Source organism: Ancylobacter sonchi (genome assembly GCF_018390695.1).
GTDB classification, from domain to species: Bacteria; Pseudomonadota; Alphaproteobacteria; order Rhizobiales; family Xanthobacteraceae; genus Ancylobacter; species Ancylobacter sonchi.
Map to the genome: position 1 here is coordinate 207,293 of NZ_JAHBGF010000036.1, position 15,749 is coordinate 223,041.

General features: G+C 69.9%; 10 protein-coding genes and 1 pseudogene. 4 read left to right on the plus strand and 7 right to left on the minus strand.

Annotation, left to right across the window (positions count from 1 at the left end):
• The first annotated feature begins 56 nt into the window (after positions 1 to 56).
• From pabB to KHC28_RS21815, 3 genes and pseudogenes are all read left to right on the plus strand, one after another.
• Complete coding sequence (gene pabB, locus KHC28_RS21805; protein WP_214010469.1) at positions 57 to 1,469, plus strand: aminodeoxychorismate synthase component I; 1,413 nt, start codon at positions 57 to 59, stop codon at positions 1,467 to 1,469.
• 29 nt (positions 1,470 to 1,498) lie between these two features.
• A pseudogene (locus KHC28_RS21810) lies at positions 1,499 to 2,068 on the plus strand (anthranilate synthase component II); the annotation flags it as partial.
• Between the two features lie 176 nt (positions 2,069 to 2,244).
• Positions 2,245 to 3,102: an aminotransferase class IV gene (locus KHC28_RS21815; protein WP_312893304.1), complete on the plus strand. Its 858-nt coding sequence runs from the start codon at positions 2,245 to 2,247 to the stop codon at positions 3,100 to 3,102.
• On the opposite strand, the gene KHC28_RS27535 is transcribed toward KHC28_RS21815, so the two are convergent.
• Positions 3,080 to 3,883, minus strand: coding sequence for a DUF930 domain-containing protein (locus tag KHC28_RS27535; protein ID WP_246565095.1), 804 nt, complete (start codon positions 3,881 to 3,883; stop codon positions 3,080 to 3,082). The two genes, KHC28_RS21815 and KHC28_RS27535, sit on opposite strands and share 23 nt — an antisense overlap.
• A gap of 376 nt (positions 3,884 to 4,259) precedes the next feature.
• Between KHC28_RS27535 and KHC28_RS21825 the strand changes: the two genes are divergently transcribed.
• Positions 4,260 to 6,254 (plus strand): DUF6600 domain-containing protein, encoded by a 1,995-nt coding sequence (locus tag KHC28_RS21825; protein WP_214010471.1) that lies wholly within the window; start codon positions 4,260 to 4,262, stop codon positions 6,252 to 6,254.
• A 98-nt stretch (positions 6,255 to 6,352) separates the two neighbouring features.
• Here the strand turns inward: KHC28_RS21825 and KHC28_RS21830 are convergent, their stop codons facing one another.
• From KHC28_RS21830 to KHC28_RS21855, 6 genes are all read right to left on the minus strand, one after another.
• Entirely contained in the window at positions 6,353 to 7,924 is a 1,572-nt protein-coding gene (locus tag KHC28_RS21830) for a 2-isopropylmalate synthase (protein ID WP_214010472.1), read from the minus strand.
• Positions 7,925 to 8,291: 367 nt separating this feature from the next.
• Positions 8,292 to 10,850, minus strand: coding sequence for an HWE histidine kinase domain-containing protein (locus KHC28_RS21835; protein ID WP_214010473.1), 2,559 nt, complete (start codon positions 10,848 to 10,850; stop codon positions 8,292 to 8,294).
• Positions 10,837 to 11,391, minus strand: coding sequence for a biliverdin-producing heme oxygenase (locus KHC28_RS21840; protein WP_214010474.1), 555 nt, complete (start codon positions 11,389 to 11,391; stop codon positions 10,837 to 10,839). The genes KHC28_RS21835 and KHC28_RS21840 overlap by 14 nt, the downstream gene beginning before the upstream one ends.
• An 89-nt stretch (positions 11,392 to 11,480) precedes the next feature.
• A complete protein-coding gene (locus KHC28_RS21845; RefSeq protein WP_214010475.1) occupies positions 11,481 to 12,704 on the minus strand; it encodes an SAM-dependent methyltransferase in 1,224 nt (407 codons plus the stop codon).
• Between the two features lie 114 nt (positions 12,705 to 12,818).
• The gene (locus KHC28_RS21850; RefSeq protein WP_214010476.1) at positions 12,819 to 14,201 is read right to left on the minus strand and encodes a malonyl-CoA decarboxylase; all 1,383 of its coding nucleotides are present in this window, start codon (positions 14,199 to 14,201) and stop codon (positions 12,819 to 12,821) included.
• Positions 14,202 to 14,310: 109 nt separating this feature from the next.
• On the minus strand, positions 14,311 to 15,645 hold the full coding sequence (locus KHC28_RS21855) for an Nramp family divalent metal transporter (protein ID WP_214010477.1): 1,335 nt from the start codon (positions 15,643 to 15,645) through the stop codon (positions 14,311 to 14,313).
• Between the last annotated feature and the right edge of the window lie 104 nt (positions 15,646 to 15,749).

Below are 15,749 nucleotides of genomic sequence, written 5' to 3' on the forward strand. Positions count from 1 at the left end.
GGCCTCCCCGCACGCGGCGGCTAGGAACTGCGCCGGCAAGGCCCCATATTCCGCGCATGATTCAGGAGCCGCCCCCACTCGTCGTCTCGATCGACCATGCCGACCCCTGGCACACCGCCCGGCGGCTGGCGGCGACGTTTGACGGGCTGGCCTTCCTCGACAGCGCCATGGCGCATCCGCAGCTGGGACGGTGGTCCTTCGTGGCGGCCGATCCGTTCGGTCGCTTCCGCGTCAAGGGCGGCATCGCCAGCTGGAACGGCGTGCCCGAGGACGGCGCGCCCCTGGAGGCGCTGCGCCGCCGGATGGCGCTCTATGCCCAGGGACCCCTGCCCTGCGACGCCCCCTTCCAGGGCGGCGCCATCGGCACCTTCGCCTATGAGGCCGGCCGGCTGTTCGACCGCTTCCCGACGCCCCGCCCCGAGCCGGGCGAAGGGCCGGAGATCGATCTCGGCTTCTACGACGTCGTGCTGGCCTTCGACCTCGTCGGCCGGCGCACCTACCTCATCTCCACCGGCTGGCCGGAGACCGAGCCGCAGGCGCGGCTCGCCCGTGCCCGCGAGCGCATGGCGCAGATGAGCGCGGTGCTCAAGGCCCCGCTGCCGCCGCTCGACACCGCGCTGCCGGCGGTCGACTGGACGTCGAATTTCGACGCCCCGAGCTATGAGGCGGCGGTGGCGCAGGTGATCGCCTATATCCGCGCCGGCGACATCTTCCAGGCCAACTTCACCCAGCAGTTCCGCGCCCGGCTCGGCAATGTCGACCCGCTCACCATCTATGAGCGGCTGCGCAACGCCAACCCCGCCACCTTCGCCGCGTTGATCCTCAGCGAGGGACGCGCCATCGCCTCCTCCTCGCCCGAGCGCTTCCTGACGCTCCGCGCCGGCGGGGACGGGCTGGAGGTCGAGACCCGCCCGATCAAGGGCACGCAGCCGCGCTCGGTGGAGCCGACGCTCGACGCCTTTCGTGGCCGCGAGCTGGTCGCCAGCGAGAAGGACCGCGCCGAGAACGTGATGATCGTCGACCTCCTGCGCAACGATCTCTCGCGGGTGTGCCGCCCCGGCACGGTGAAGGTGCCGCGGCTGTGCGGGCTGGAGACCTATGCCAATGTGCATCACCTCGTCTCGGTGGTGACCGGCACGCTGGAGCCGGGCTGCGACGGGCTCGACCTGATCGCCGCCTCCTTCCCCGGCGGCTCGATCACCGGGGCGCCGAAGATCCGCGCCATGGAGATCATCCGCGAGTTGGAGGGCATGCCGCGCGGCGTCTATTGCGGCGCCATCGGCTATCTCGGCTTCGACGGCAGCGCCGACCTCAACATCGCCATCCGCACCGTGACGCTGGAAAAGGGCGAGGCCCGCTTCGGGGTCGGCGGCGGCATCACCCTGCTCTCCGACCCGGCGGCAGAATATCGCGAGAGCCTGACCAAGGCCGAGCGCCTGTTCCGCGCCTTCCGGCCGGACGGGCGATGAGGCGGGAGCCGTAACATGGGAGCGATGGCATGATCGTCCTCATCGACAATTACGACAGCTTCGCCTTCAACGTGGCACGCTACCTCGTCGAGCTCGGTGCCGAGGTAGAGGTGCTGCGCAACGATGCGGTGAGCACTGCTGCGCTGGCGGCGCGACAGCCGGAGGCGCTGGTCATCTCGCCCGGCCCCTGCGCGCCCGATGAGGCCGGCGTCTCGCTGGAGGCGATCCGGCAATTGTCCGGCACCGTGCCGATCCTCGGCATCTGCCTCGGCCACCAGTGCATCGCCCAGGCGCTGGGCGGGCGGGTGCGGCGGGCGAAGGAGCCGATGCACGGGCGTCCCTCCGCCGTCACCCATCGCGGCAGCGACGTGTTCGCCGGCCTGCCCTCTCCCTTCGCCGCCGGGCGCTACCATTCGCTGGCGGTGGATCTCGATCCGGCCGGGCCGCTGGAGGCGACCGCCTGGAGCGCCGATGGCGAGATCATGGGCCTCGCCCATCGCGAGCACCCGACCTATGGCGTGCAGTTCCACCCGGAATCGGTGCTGACCGAGCACGGCTACCGGCTGATGGAGAACTTCCTCAAGCTGGCGCGCGTGAGGACCCCGCATGCGGTGCCCGGCACCCGGCTGTCGCCGACCGGATGGACCGAGGCGCCCGTGCCCTCGCCCGCCGCCCCGCTGGTGCTGCCGCAGACCGAAGGCTGGCGCGGGGGGCATGTCGCGTGAGCGCGACGGATGAACCAGTTCGCGTGAACGCGACAATCGAATCGACACGCGTGAACGCGACGACCGACGCGATACGCATGAACACGACGGTCAGCGTCGAGGATCGCGGCTTCACTCTGGGCGACGGGATATTCGACACCGCGCTGGCGCTGGGCGGCGTGGTGTTCGCCCGCGCGCCGCATGTCCAGCGGCTGCTCGCCGCCTGCGCCGCCATCGGCATCGTCCTCGAACGCCAGCGGCTGGAGGCGGCGATCGACGCGGCGTTGACGCCGGCTCCCGCCATCCTGCGCACCACGGTGACGCGCGGGACCGCCGCGCGCGGCCTGTGGCCGGCCAGCGTCGGTGAACCCACGCTGGTGGTGACGGCGGCGCCGTGGAGCCCGGCATTGCTCGGCCAGCCGGCGCGCCTCGTCACCGCCGCCGGGCGGCGCAACGAGTTCTCGCCGACCGCCAACCTCAAGACGCTCGGCTATCTCGACGCCATCCTCGCCGCCCGGCAGGCCGCCGAGGCGGGAGCGGACGACGCGCTGATCCTCAACACGCGCGGGCGGGTCGCCTGCACCACCATCGCCAATGTGTTCGCGGTGAGCGGCGACCGGCTGGCGACGCCGCCCCTCACCGAGGGCTGCCTGCCGGGCATTTTGCGCGGGCTGGTCTGCGAGACCGCCCCGGCGCTCGGCCTGACGGTGGAGGAGCGCCCGCTCGACCCGGACGAACTCGGCCGCGCCGACGCGGTGTTCCTCACCAACAGCGTGCGCTTCCTGCGCCCGGCCACCGCGCTCGACGGCCGGCCGCTCGGCACCGACCGGCGGGCGATCGACGCGCTGATGGCCGAGCTGGGGCGGCGGGTCGCCGCCGAATGCGGCGTGGCGCTGGCGCCCGCGATCAGTGCACCGCCGGCAGGTTGAGCGACGTCCAGTCCTGACGCGGGATCGGCGCGCCGACCTTGAAGGCGAAGCCGACCACCCGGCGCAGCCCGGCGTCGAGATCGCAGGAAAACGACACCTCGTACCATTTCAGATGGCTGCGGAAGGCGCCGCCGCCGGCGATGAGGCTGTTGCCGCGCATGCGCGTGTCGGCGCGGGCGTAGTCGACCAGGCGGTCGGGCTGGTAGCCGGGCTGCCAGACGTGGATCTGCTCCATCGCCTCGAGGTCGCAGAGCTGGGCGATACGCTCCTCCTCCGCCAGCGTGGCCAGCGCCCGGCGCGTCGCCCGGCTTCGCGGATCGGCCAGCGCCTGTTCCGACAGCATGCGGGTCGGGCGGATCATGTCGTCCGGCCGGTTCGCGGGGGTGGCGGGCGACGGCGTGGCCGGCACGGGCTCCGGGGTGCTGGGCGTCGAAGCGGAAGGTGCGGGGGCGGAAGGTTCAGAGGCGGAAGGTTCAGAGGCGGAAGCGTCGGGCGCGGGAGATGCCGGCGCGACGCCGCGCAGGCGGTCGAAGTCGTGGGCGCTGATCACCTCGGTCTCCACCGCCGGTCCCTCCACCGGCTCCGGCGACGGCATCACCGTCATCCGCAGCACCAGCAGCAGCGCGGCCAGATGCAGCGCCAGCGCCCCGGCGAGCCGCGCCGCCTCCACGCCCCGCCGCGCATGGGCGGAAGGCGGGAACGGCACATCGAGCGCGCCGAGCTCGACGCGCGGGGCAGCGATGGCGGCAGCCACGGGGGCGACCGTGGGGGCAGCCATCATGCGGGCGGCGCCATTCGAGGGGTCTCCGATACCGCCCCAGCCATTCCCGACCGGGCGGGCAGGATTATGGCGGAGGCCGTCCAACCGCGTGCCGGCAAAGCCTCGGACCGACAGCGGCGCGGCAAGAGCACGCAGCAGATCACGGGAGCGGTCGCGCGGTGCTCCGTATTTCCGACCCATTCGACACCTAGCAACCCCAGATGAATCGCTCGGATACCGTAAAAATTCGCCGGGACTTCGAAGTCATGATTTCGACATTATCCTTCGACCTACAAGACTATTCCTACCAAAAACTCTCCTGACAATTTCCCTCTGCAACTTTCCCGACCCGACGACGTTATCTTGCACTTCGCGTCCGTTACTACGAGGTACGTACATGCTTCGCCTCAACCGCCCGCTGCTCGCCATGGGCTTGACCGCGAGCCTGCTCGCCACCGCCGCGGCTCTACCGGCCGCCGCCCAGAACGCGCCAGTGCGGCTGGCTCAGGCCGGGCCGCCACAGGGAGGCGCCAGCCTCGACGTCAACGTGTTCTACGACCAGCTCGGCGACTACGGCTCCTGGGTCCAGCACCCCGACTACCAGTACGTGTTCGTGCCCTCCAATGTCGGGCCGGGCTGGCGGCCCTATCAGGAAGGGCGCTGGGTGTGGACGGATGCCTATGGCTGGTACTGGGAATCCTACGAGCCGTTCGGCTGGGCGACCTATCATTACGGCCGCTGGGGCTATGACCCGGCCTATGGCTGGTTCTGGGTGCCGGGCGACACCTGGGCGCCGGCCTGGGTGACCTGGCGCCGCGGCGGCGGGCGCACCGGCTGGGCGCCGATCGGCCCCGACCGCGCCGGCTATGCCGTCGGCCGCCCCGTCGCCTATGCGCCGCCGGTGGCGGAAAGCTGGGTGTTCGTCGAGGATCGCTACATGGGCGAGGAGGACCTCTCGCCCTATGTCGCGCCGATCCCGGCCATCGGCACCTATCTGCGGGCGGCGCCCGACTATTACGAGCCGAGCTGGAACGACGGCTACTACGTCAATCGCGGCTTCGGCGCCGATGTCTACGGCCCGCCGATCCGCGAGCGCATGGTCTCGCGCGATGTGGTCTATGTCGATCGCCAGGACGAGCTGTTCTACAACGCCGGTACGCTGGCGATCTTCGCGCCGTTCATCGCCTTCGGCGACCGCTACGCGCCGCCGCCGCGCTATGAGCGCCAGATCGATCCCGGCCGCCGCCCGCTCATCCGGCAATATGTCCGCGAGGACCGCAACATGGGCGGCCCGGCCGGCCTGTTCGCGCCTTCGGCGGCGCTCCTGGGCGCGCTGGAGCCGGATCAGCGGCGCGAACTGCGCGAGCGCCGCTATGGCGACCCGGACGGCTACCGCCGCGACCTCGACCGCATCGAGCGCGACCGTGCCGACCGCATCCGCCAGCTGCGCCGCGAGGCCGATTCGCGCTCCGACACGCTGGAGCGCGAACGCCGGCAGGCGGTGGAGCAGCGCCGCCAGCAGATGGACCGCATCCGCGACGAGCAGCGCACGCGGGCGGAGCGGGTGAATGCCCGCCCGGACGCCGTGCCCGGCCCGCGCCCGGGCATGCCGCCGGGGGCGCGTCCCGACGCCCGCCCGGATATGCCCGCGCCCCGGCCCGGCCTGCCGCCGGGCGCCGGCCCCGATGCGGGAGCGCCTCGCCCCGGCCAGCCGCCGGGCCCACGCCCGGACCAGCTGCGCGCCAATCAGCAGCAGGACATCGAACGCCGCCGCGTCGAGCAGGACCAGCAGCGCCAGCAGATGGAACAGCGCCGCCAGCAGGCCGACCAGCAGCGTCAGCAGCAGGACCAGCAGCGGCAGCAGATGGAGCAACGGCGGCAGCAGGCCGATCAGCAGCGCCAGCAGCAGGACCAACGCCGCCAGCAGGCTGACCAGCAACGGCAGCAGCAGGACCAGCAGCGGCAACAGTTGGAACAGCGGCGGCGGGAGCAAGCTGACCAGCAGCGCCAGCAGCAGGAGCAGCGGCGCCAGCAGGCTGACCAGCAGCGCCAGCAACAGGAGCAGCGGCGCCAGCAGGCTGACCAGCAGCGCCAGCAACAGGAGCAGCGGCGCCAGCAGGCTGACCAGCAGCGCCAGCAACAGGACCAGCGCCGCCAGCAGGCCGACCAACAGCGCCAGCAACAGGAGCAGCGTCGCCAGCAGGCCGACCAGCAGCGTCAGCAGCAGCAGGACCAGCGCCGCCAGCAGATGGAGCAACGCCGTCAGCAGGCCGATCAGCAACGCCAGCAGCAGGAGCAGCGGCGCGGGCCGCCGCCGCAGCAGGGCGGCGGCAACGACGGCGGCGGGGGTGGCCGGCCGAGGCCGCTGCCGCCGCAGCAGCAAGACCAGTAGGCGCCGGCGCGCGCCGCAATCGACCAGACCAAACCCCGCACAAACAAAAACCCCGGCCCTCACGGGCCGGGGTTTCGCTTATCGGATGGGCCGGAGGCTCACTCCGCCGCCGGGCTCGCCTGAGCATTGAGGCTCTGGCGCTTCGCCTGCAGCTTGTTGAGCGCGATGATATAGGCCTGCGCCGAGGCGACGAGCGTATCGGGATCCGAACCGCGGCCGGTGACCGCCTTGTCGTCCTCCTCCAGCCGCACCGACACCTCGGCCTGCGCGTCGGTGCCCTCGGTGACGGCGTGCACCTGGTAGAGCGCCAGCTTCGCCGCATGCGGCACAATGGCCTTGATGCAGTTGAACACCGCATCCACCGGGCCGTTCCCCTCTTCCTCGACGGTGAAGCGGACGCCGTCGACTTCCATCTTCATGGTGGAGCGCTGCGGGCCGTGGCTGCCGGCGATCACCGACAGCGACACCAGCTTCATCCGGTCATGCGCCACCGCGATGCCCTGATCGACCAGTGCCTCGATGTCCTCGTCGTAGACGACCTTCTTGCGGTCGGCCAAATCCTTGAAGCGGGTAAAGGCGTCGTTCAGCGCGTTCTCGCCCAATTCGTAGCCGAGCGCCTTCAGCTTGTCGCGGAAGGCGGCGCGGCCGGAATGCTTGCCCATCACCAGCGAGGTCTTGGTCACGCCGACGCTTTCCGGCGTCATGATCTCGTAGGTGGTGTTGTTCTTCAGCATGCCGTCCTGATGGATGCCGCTCTCATGCGCGAAGGCGTTCCGGCCGACGATCGCCTTGTTGTACTGCACCGGGAACGAGGTCACCGCCGACACCATCTTGGAGGCGCGCGTCAGCATGCCGGCCTCGATGCCGGTGGCGAAGGGCAGCACGTCCGCGCGGGTGCGAATCGCCATGACGATCTCTTCCAGCGCCGCATTGCCGGCGCGCTCGCCGAGGCCGTTGATGGTGCATTCGATCTGCCGCGCGCCGCCGGCCAACGCCGCCAGCGAGTTGGCGACCGCCAGGCCGAGGTCGTCATGGCAATGGGCGGAGAACACGATCTTGTCGCCGCCGGGCACCCGGTCCATCAGATAGGCGCGCACCTGGCGGAACATCGCCTCATATTCCGACGGCGTCGCGTAGCCGACGGTGTCGGGCAGGTTGATGGTGGTGGCGCCGGCCTTCACCGCCGTCTCGACGCAGCGCGACAGATAGTCGATCGGGGTGCGGGTGGCGTCCATCGCCGACCACTCGACATCCGCGACGAGGTTGCGGGCCTGCGTCACCGTGGCGGTGATGATGTCGATCACCTGCTCCTGCGTCTTGCGCATCTGGTGCTCCAGATGGATCGGCGAGGTGGAGACGAAGGTGTGGATGCGTCCACGGCGCGCGTGCCGGACGGCCTCGCCGGCGCGGGCGATGTCGCCGGGAATGGCGCGGGCGAGACCCGCGACCACCGCACGCTCGGTGCGCCGCGCGATCTCGGCGACGCTCTCGAAATCGCCATTGGAGGCGATCGGGAAGCCGGCCTCGATGACGTCGACGCCCATCGTGTCGAGCAGCTCGGCGACGTCCAGCTTCTCCTCGAAGGTCATCGAGGCGCCGGGGCACTGCTCGCCATCGCGCAAGGTGGTGTCGAAGATCACCACGCGGTCATGGGCGATATCGTTGGACATTGGCGTTCTTCCTTCTGTCACGCAGCCGGCGCCCCGCTTGGGGTCTCTCATCGGCTCGGATCTGGGTATCTGAAGCGGTGCGGGCGTCATCCCCTGAGCGCCCAGGCACGCAGCCCGGCCGGCCCTCAGGGGCGGCTAAGAAGAAGCAGGCCGGACAGAAGGAGAGCGTTCCCCGCAAACCGCTTGGCGGTCGGGGTCGCGGAAGTGCAGCGGGCGGACGAATTCGTCACGGCTCGGCTCTCGCGAGGTTGCTCTCTGGCTTCGTCATAATGGAAACAGGCCGGGGCTGGCAAGCCCTCTCGGATCCCCCTCTCGGATCCCCCTCTCGCAAACGCCCGCCCGCGCACCCGCCCGCGCCGCCGACGGATCAACCGGCCGCCGGCAGCGGGCGCACGCCATAGAGCTCGCGCAGCGCCGCGATGAGCACGTCGCGGTCATAGGGCTTGGCCAGCACGCGGACATGGCCGCTATCGGCCGGGATCATCGAGCGGTCGCCATAGCCGGTGGCGAAGACGAAGGGCACGCCGCGGCGGTTCAGCTCCTCCGCCACCGATGCCGAGGTGCCGGAGCCGAGATTGACGTCGAGCACCGCGATGTCTGGCGTGTAGTCGCTCAGCTTGCGCAGCGCGTCGGCCGCCGAGGCGGCGGTGGTGATGCGGGAGATGCCGGCCTCGCCCATCATGAACTCGACGTCCATGGCGATGATCATCTGGTCCTCGACCAGCAGCACCGAGGCCTCGGCGAGCGATACCGGCTCCGCCGACGCCGCGTCGGCACCACCCGCCCCGTCATCCTCGCCGACATCGCCGGTGGCGATGTGGCGGGCCGGCAGCCGCAGCCGTGCGGAGAACCCCTCCGGCTCGTAGCGCATCTCGCTGTCACCGCCGAGATCGTAGGGAATGCTGCGCTCGATCAGCGCGGTACCGAAGCCGTTGCGTCCCGGCCGGCGCACAAGCGGGCCGCCGCGCTCGCGCCAGAACATCTCGGCGTCGCCGCCGGCATCGACGCTCCAATGCACCTCGACCTGGCCGCCCGGCCGTGACAGCGCACCATATTTGGCGGCATTGGTGGCGAGCTCGTGCAGCACCAGCGCCATAACCGAGAAGGCGCGCGCATCGAGCCACACCGCCGGCCCGCGCAGGCTGGTGCGCGCGGCGCCGCCGCCATAGGGCGACAGCTCGGCGCGCAGGAGGTCGATCAGCGCCCCGCCGCCGGCGCCGCGCACCACCTGGTCATGGGCCAGCGCCAGCGCCTGGATGCGCCCGCGCAGCGAGGCGACGTAGTCCTCGACGGTGCGCCCGTCCTGCGCGGAATGCTCGACCAGCGACTTGATCACCGCCAGGATGTTCTTCACCCGGTGGTTCAGTTCCTCGTTGAGCAGGCGCTGGCGGGTGTCGGCCTGCTCCCGCTCCTCCGCCATGATCTCGTTGTGGCGCAGCACGATCTCGACCAGCGCGGAGCGCGCCGCCTCGGCGATCTCGCGGTCGGCGTCGGTCCACGGGCTGGCGCGGCGGCGCACCGTCTCCTTCCAGATCGCGAAGCTCTTGCGCGGGGTGAGCCGATCGCCATGCGGTCCGGTCTCATAGTGCTTTTCCGGCCGGCCGGCCCAGGCCAGCGTCTGCACGATCTCGCGGCGGAAGAACAGCAGGTAGTCGCGCGGCAGCTGCGACAGCGGCAGGACGAGCACGCCGGCGGCCGATTCCCAGAACGCCTCGGCGGCCGGCCAGACCTCGACCAGCGAATCCACCGACCAGACCCGGCCCTGCGCCTGCGTGCCGATGAAGGCCGCCAGCTCCGGTATCGCCGAGGCCGGCGGGGTGACGCCATGCGCGGTCCATTGACCGCCGAGCCACAGGCCGACGCCGTCGCAGGGCATCAGGCTGGCGAACTCCTCGATATTGCCGCGCAGCAGCTCGCCGACATCGGCATGCTGCGAAGCGCGGCGCAGGAAGCGGTCGAGGCTGGCACGGGCGGCGGTGGCGACCGCCAGCGTGCGCTTCTGCTTCAGCGCGTGCAGGTGCAACGAGAAGAACGCGCCGAACATCTCCACCGCCGCGCGCTGCGCCATCGGCAGCGCGCGCGGCGAATAGTGGTGGCAGGCGATCAACCCCCACAGCACGCCGTCGACCAGAACCGAGATCGACATGGAGGCGGCGACCCCCATGTTCTTCAGATATTCGAGGTGGATCGGCGAGACCGCACGCAGATGCGCGTGCGACAGGTCGAGCGGCCGGCCGAAATCGTCGAGCTCCGGCACGAGGCCGCAGCGCTCGCCCCGCGCGTCGCCGATGACGCGGATGATGTTGCGGATGTAGAGCTCGCGGGCCTGCCGGGGGATGTCGCCGGCAGGAAACCACTGGCCGATAAAGCTTTCCAGCTCCGGCAGCTTGTCCTCGCCGACCACCTGCCCGGCGCCGTCCTGCGAGAAGCGGTAGACCATCACCCGGTCATAGCCGAGCGCCTCGCGCACCACGCGCGGGGTCTGGGTAAGCAACTCGTCGACCGAGATTTCCCGGGCGATGCGGGCGATCATGGTGCGGGCGATGTCGAGCGCCGGCCCGTGCTCGTCGCAGTGCGGCTCGAACTCGACGATGCCGGCCCCGCCGGAGCGGTGCACGGCGACGTCGAAGCTGGCGCCCGATTCGGCGGCGACGCCGAAGATCAGGCGCGGCGGCATGCCCTCCTGCGTGTCGGCCAGCACGGCGCCAATGCGGGCCGCAGCCTTCGCGCCGACGAGATCGGCCAGGCTGCGGCCCTGCATCGCCTCGTCGGAGCCGAGGAAGGCCGGTGCGTTGGACGACCAGCGCAGCAGCCGGCCGTCATCGAGGGCGCTGACCAGCAGGCAGCCATGGGGCTGGGTACTGCCGGGAATGTGGATCGGCTCGCGGTCGCAATTGGTGAGGTCGACGACCTCAGCCGACGGCATCGACCGGCCTTTCGAACGCCGCCCCGGCGGCGGCGAACGTGGCGAGCGCGGCCCCGACCGTGCGGTCCATGTCGAACGGCTCGGCCGCCTCGAGCTGGGTGAGGAAGGTGGGCCAGCTATCGCGATCCCCCGCCTGCGCCGCGAGGTGGCGGGCGCCGGTCGCTTCGTCGAAGCCGATCTCGGCAGCGCGGCGATGCAGCACGCGGGCACCTAGGCCCGAGCCCTCCAGCACATAGAGGACGCCGAGCAGATCGGCCGGCGCGATGTCGAGGGCCGGCGGGGCGGGCGGCAGCTCGACGTCGAGATCATCGAGATCGGCGCGCAGCAGCGCGGTCAGCGGCTTCGGCCGCCAGTCGCCGAACTCGGCGGGCCAGGTCACCCGGTCGAGTCCGGCTTCCGCCGCGTGGCGGAACACATATTGTCCCTTGAGATAGCGGACATAGTCGAGCCGGCTGTCAAAGCCGCCGACACTGGCGTCGAGTTCGGCGTGAGCGTCTTTCGTCAGGGCGCGCAGGGCATGGCGCCGGGAATCGTGGTGCATCGGCAGACACAAATTGGGGCCGCCGGAACCGCCCGGCGTGGAATACCCGTAAAAACGATCTAGCCGCTGAAGCGTTCCCCGACCACCAACTAAATTTCCGATTTGGCCAGCGCGCGCTCGTCATCGGTGATGAAGTCGCGGATCACCGGCACCGCGTCGCGCTCATTGGCCAGCAGCAGCTGGTAGACCATGTTCGAGCCGTGCAGGAAGCCGAGCTCGACGGCGACGAGGTAGAACTCCCACATGCGGGCGAAGCGCTCGCCCATCATGGCCACCACTTCCGGGCGCTTGGCCTCGAAGTTCAGCCGCCAATGGTGGATGGTCCAGTAATAGTGCAGGCGCAGCATCTCGCAGTCGCCCACCCACATGCCGGTGCGCTCCAGCGAGGCGAACACCTCGGACATCGCCGGCACATAGCCGCCGGGGAAGATGTATTTGCGGATGAACGGCGCGGTGGAGCCGGGCGGCGACATGCGGCCGATGGCGTGGATCATCGCCCAGCCGCCGGGCACCAGCAGACGCTTGATGGTGTTGAAATAGTCGTCGAAATGATTGACGCCGACATGCTCCATCATGCCGACCGACACCACGCGGTCGAAGGTGCCGGTGAGCTCGCGATAGTCGCGCTCGAAGAAGGTGATGCGGTCGAGCACGCCCGCCTCGGCGGCGCGCTTCTTCGATTCGGCCAGCTGCTCGGTAGCGACGTTGATGGCGGTGACATGGGCGCCCTGCTTCGCCAGATAGATGGCGAGCGCCCCCCAGCCCGAGCCGATCTCCGCCACCCGCATGCCGGGCTTCAATTGCAGCTTGGCGGCGATGTGGCGCAGCTTGGCCCATTGCGCCTCCTCCAGCGACGCCTCGGGCGTCGGGAAATAGGCGCAGGAATAGATCATCTGGCTGTCGAGCCAGAGCCGGTAGAAATCCGGCGGATTGTCGTAATGGCTCTGGGCGTTCTTCGCCGCCTTGCCGAGCGCGTTGGCCTGGTGCCAGCGCTTCAGCGACCGCCACGAGCGGCGCAGCGCCTGCTGCACCGGGTGCGAGGCCAGTCCCTTGCGGTTGATCGAGAACAGATAGAGGAAATCATAGACGGTCGAGCCGTTCTCGAAGGTGAGCCGGCCATCCATATAGGCCTCGGCCATCACCAGCTCGGGATTGAGGAACAGCTCACGGTCGAGCTTGCCGTCGTGCAGCCGCATGGTGACGCTCGGTCCGTCCTTCCCCGAGCCGAAAGCGTGTTCCTTGCCCGTCTCGTCGATGACGACGAGCCGACCCTTGTCGACGAAACGCTTGAGGAGATGCGGAAGGAGGAACATGCGCGAGACGACCCGGACCGGAGAAAACCGGCGGCATCGGGCATGGCAGGACCCGCTCTGTCAAGCGAGGCGCCCGCCATGCAGCCGCTCGACCGCAGGCAGCGGCCGGGAAATCTAACCGGCCGTGCCGACGACCAGCGCCTTCTGCTGGCTCTCGGCGCGCAGTAGCCGGCGCACCGCCGGGCTCGCCACGACCTGCGCCTTGTCGAAGAAGGCCTCGTGGTTGGCCTCGATGTCCTCGGTAATGTAGCGGTAGTTCACCATCAGCCCGGCCGCCTGCTTCAGCCCCTTGGCCGAGAGGTCGCCGAACGGATCGATGCGCTCCAGCCGCGCGCCGTTGCCGAGGTGGAAACGCGCCACCGGGTCGAGCGGGCGCCCCTTCGGTGAGCGGGCGATCAGGAAATAATGCGCGGCGAGCGCCGTCAGCACCGGCCGCAGCACCGCCTGGCGCGCCTCGTCCTCCGCCAGGCCGGGCGCGTCGAGCGCCGCCAGTGCCGTCCGGTCCTCGGCGGTGAGCACGACGGAGTGTTCGGCCGCGCGCTCGGCCTCCAGCCAGCCGCGGAAGGTCGGCACCGGCGAGAGGGTGACGAAGGTCTTGAGATTGGGCAGCTCGCGCGAGATCTCCTCCACCACCTGCTTGATGAGGAAATTGCCGAAGCTCACGCCGCCGAGCCCGGTCTGGGTGTTGGAGATGGAGTAGAACACCGCCACGCTGGCCTTGGTGGGATCGAGATGGGCGCGCTTCTCGGCCAGCACCGGCGCGATCGCCCCCGGGATGTCCTTCATCAGCGCCACCTCGACGAAGATCAGCGGCTCGTCGACCAGCGTGGGATGGAAGAAGGCGTAGCAACGCCGGTCCGGGCTGTCGACGCGGGCACGCAGATCGTTCCAGTCGCGGATCTCGTGCACCGCCTCGTAGCGGATGATCTTTTCGAGGACATTGGCGGGTGTCGACCAGTCGATCCGGCGCAGCACGAGAAACCCCCGATTGAACCAGGATGCGAAGAGATGGGTAAAGTCGCGGTCCACTTCGGCGAGATCGCGGCGGCGCGGCAGGCTGGCGAGCAGGTCCGCCCGCATGCCGACGAGGCGCGCCGTGGCGCCGGGTGCGAGGTTGAGCCGGCGGATCAGCTCCTGCCGGCGCGGCTCGCTCGCCTGGTGCAGCTCGCTGGCCGTGCCCGCGGACGGCTTAGCGGCATAGGCGGCGGCAGCCTTGTCGAGCCGCGTGAGGTCCGGCCCGAACGTGCCGAGCAGCGCCTCGAAGAAGGCGATCCGCTCGGCGCTCTTCAGCGCGCCATAGGCGAGAAGGATCTCGCTGGCCAGCGCCACGCCCGACGCCTCGCCGCGCCCGGACAGCAATCGCTCGCACAAGGCGACGAGGCTCGCGGCCTTCACCGCGCCGGCCGGGCGTCGCTCGCGCCCGAGATCGAGCAGTGCCCGCCCGCGCTCGGCAATGGTGCCGAGCAAATCGCCGAAGAAGCTCGTCGTGTCGCTCATGACCGTCCCCCGCCACCTCCCGTCCCGACCGGGGACGGGACCGGCAAATCACCGGATATGAGACGCCCTCGTCACGACGGACGCAAGACGGCCGTTCGGCGAGCCGCGATCACGAGCCCGTCACGAAGTCGAAGACGAGCTTCATGTTGAGCGTGATGATCAGCGCCGCCGCCAGCGCCGCCAGCACGGTCTGCCAGCGCGGCGCCACCAGCGTGCCCATCTTGCGCTTGTCGGCGGTGAACATGATCAGCGGCACCACCGCGAAGGGCAATTGCAGGCTGAGGACGACCTGGCTGAGGATGAGCAGCGAGCCCGCGCCCTGCTCGCCATAGGCGATGGTGACGACCGAGGCCGGCACGATGGCGATGGCACGGGTGATCAGCCGCCGCAGCCACGGTGCGAGGCGGAAATTGAGGAATCCCTCCATCACCGCCTGGCCGGCGATGGTCGCCGTCACCGTTGAGTTGAGACCGCAACACAGGAGCGCGATCGCGAACAGCGTCGGGGCGAGCGCGCTGCCGAGCAGCGGGTTGAGCAGTTCGTGCGCCTTGCCGAGGTCGGCCACCTCCCCCACTCCGCCGGTGTGGAAGGCGGAGGCGGCGAGGATCAGGATCGAGGCGTTGATGGTCAGCGCGAACATCAGCGCGAAGGTGGAATCCCAGGTGGCGTATCTGATCGCCTCGCGCTTGCCCTCCAGCGTGTTGTCGTGCCGCCGGGTCTGCACGATGGCCGAGTGCAGGTAGAGATTGTGCGGCATCACCGTCGCGCCGAGGATGCCGAGCGCGAGATAGAGCATGTCCGGGTTGGTGACGATCTGCGTGGTCGGCGCGAAGCCGCGGATCACCTCGCCCCAGTTCGGATCGGCCAGCGCGATCTGCACGCCGAAGCAGGTGGCGATCACCGCCAGCAGGCCGATCACCATCGCCTCCACCCAGCGGAAGCCGAGAGTCTGCAGCCACAGGATCAGGAACACGTCGAGCGCGGTAAGGACCACACCGATCTCCAGCGGCAGGCCGAACAAAAGATTGAGGCCGATGGCGGTGCCGATCACCTCGGCGAGGTCGGTGGCGCAGATCGCCGCCTCCGCGAGCAGCCACAGGACGAAGGACACCGGGCGGGGAAAGGCGTCGCGGCAGGCCTGGGCGAGATCGCGCCCCGATGCGACGCCGAGCCGGGAGCACAGCGCCTGCAACAGGATGGCGATCATGTTGGACAGGAGCGCGACGGTGAGCAGCGCGTAGCCGAACTTGGAGCCGCCGGCGAGCGAGGTCGCCCAGTTACCTGGATCCATGTAGCCGGTCGCCACCAGATAGCCCGGCCCGATGAAGGCAAGGAAGCGCCGGATGCCGGTGCGCTTGGGCACGGCGATGGATCCGTGCACCTCGGAGAGAGCGGGATCCCCACGCGTCCGCCGCCATCCGCCCGAGGAGATGCTGTCCAACATGATTTCGCCCGCGCCCCATCCGCTCTTGCAACTCAGTCGCAAGAAAGATGCGATCCGTTCGCAACTATGTCAACGGGGCTGCATCATCTCGCCGTGCGAACACG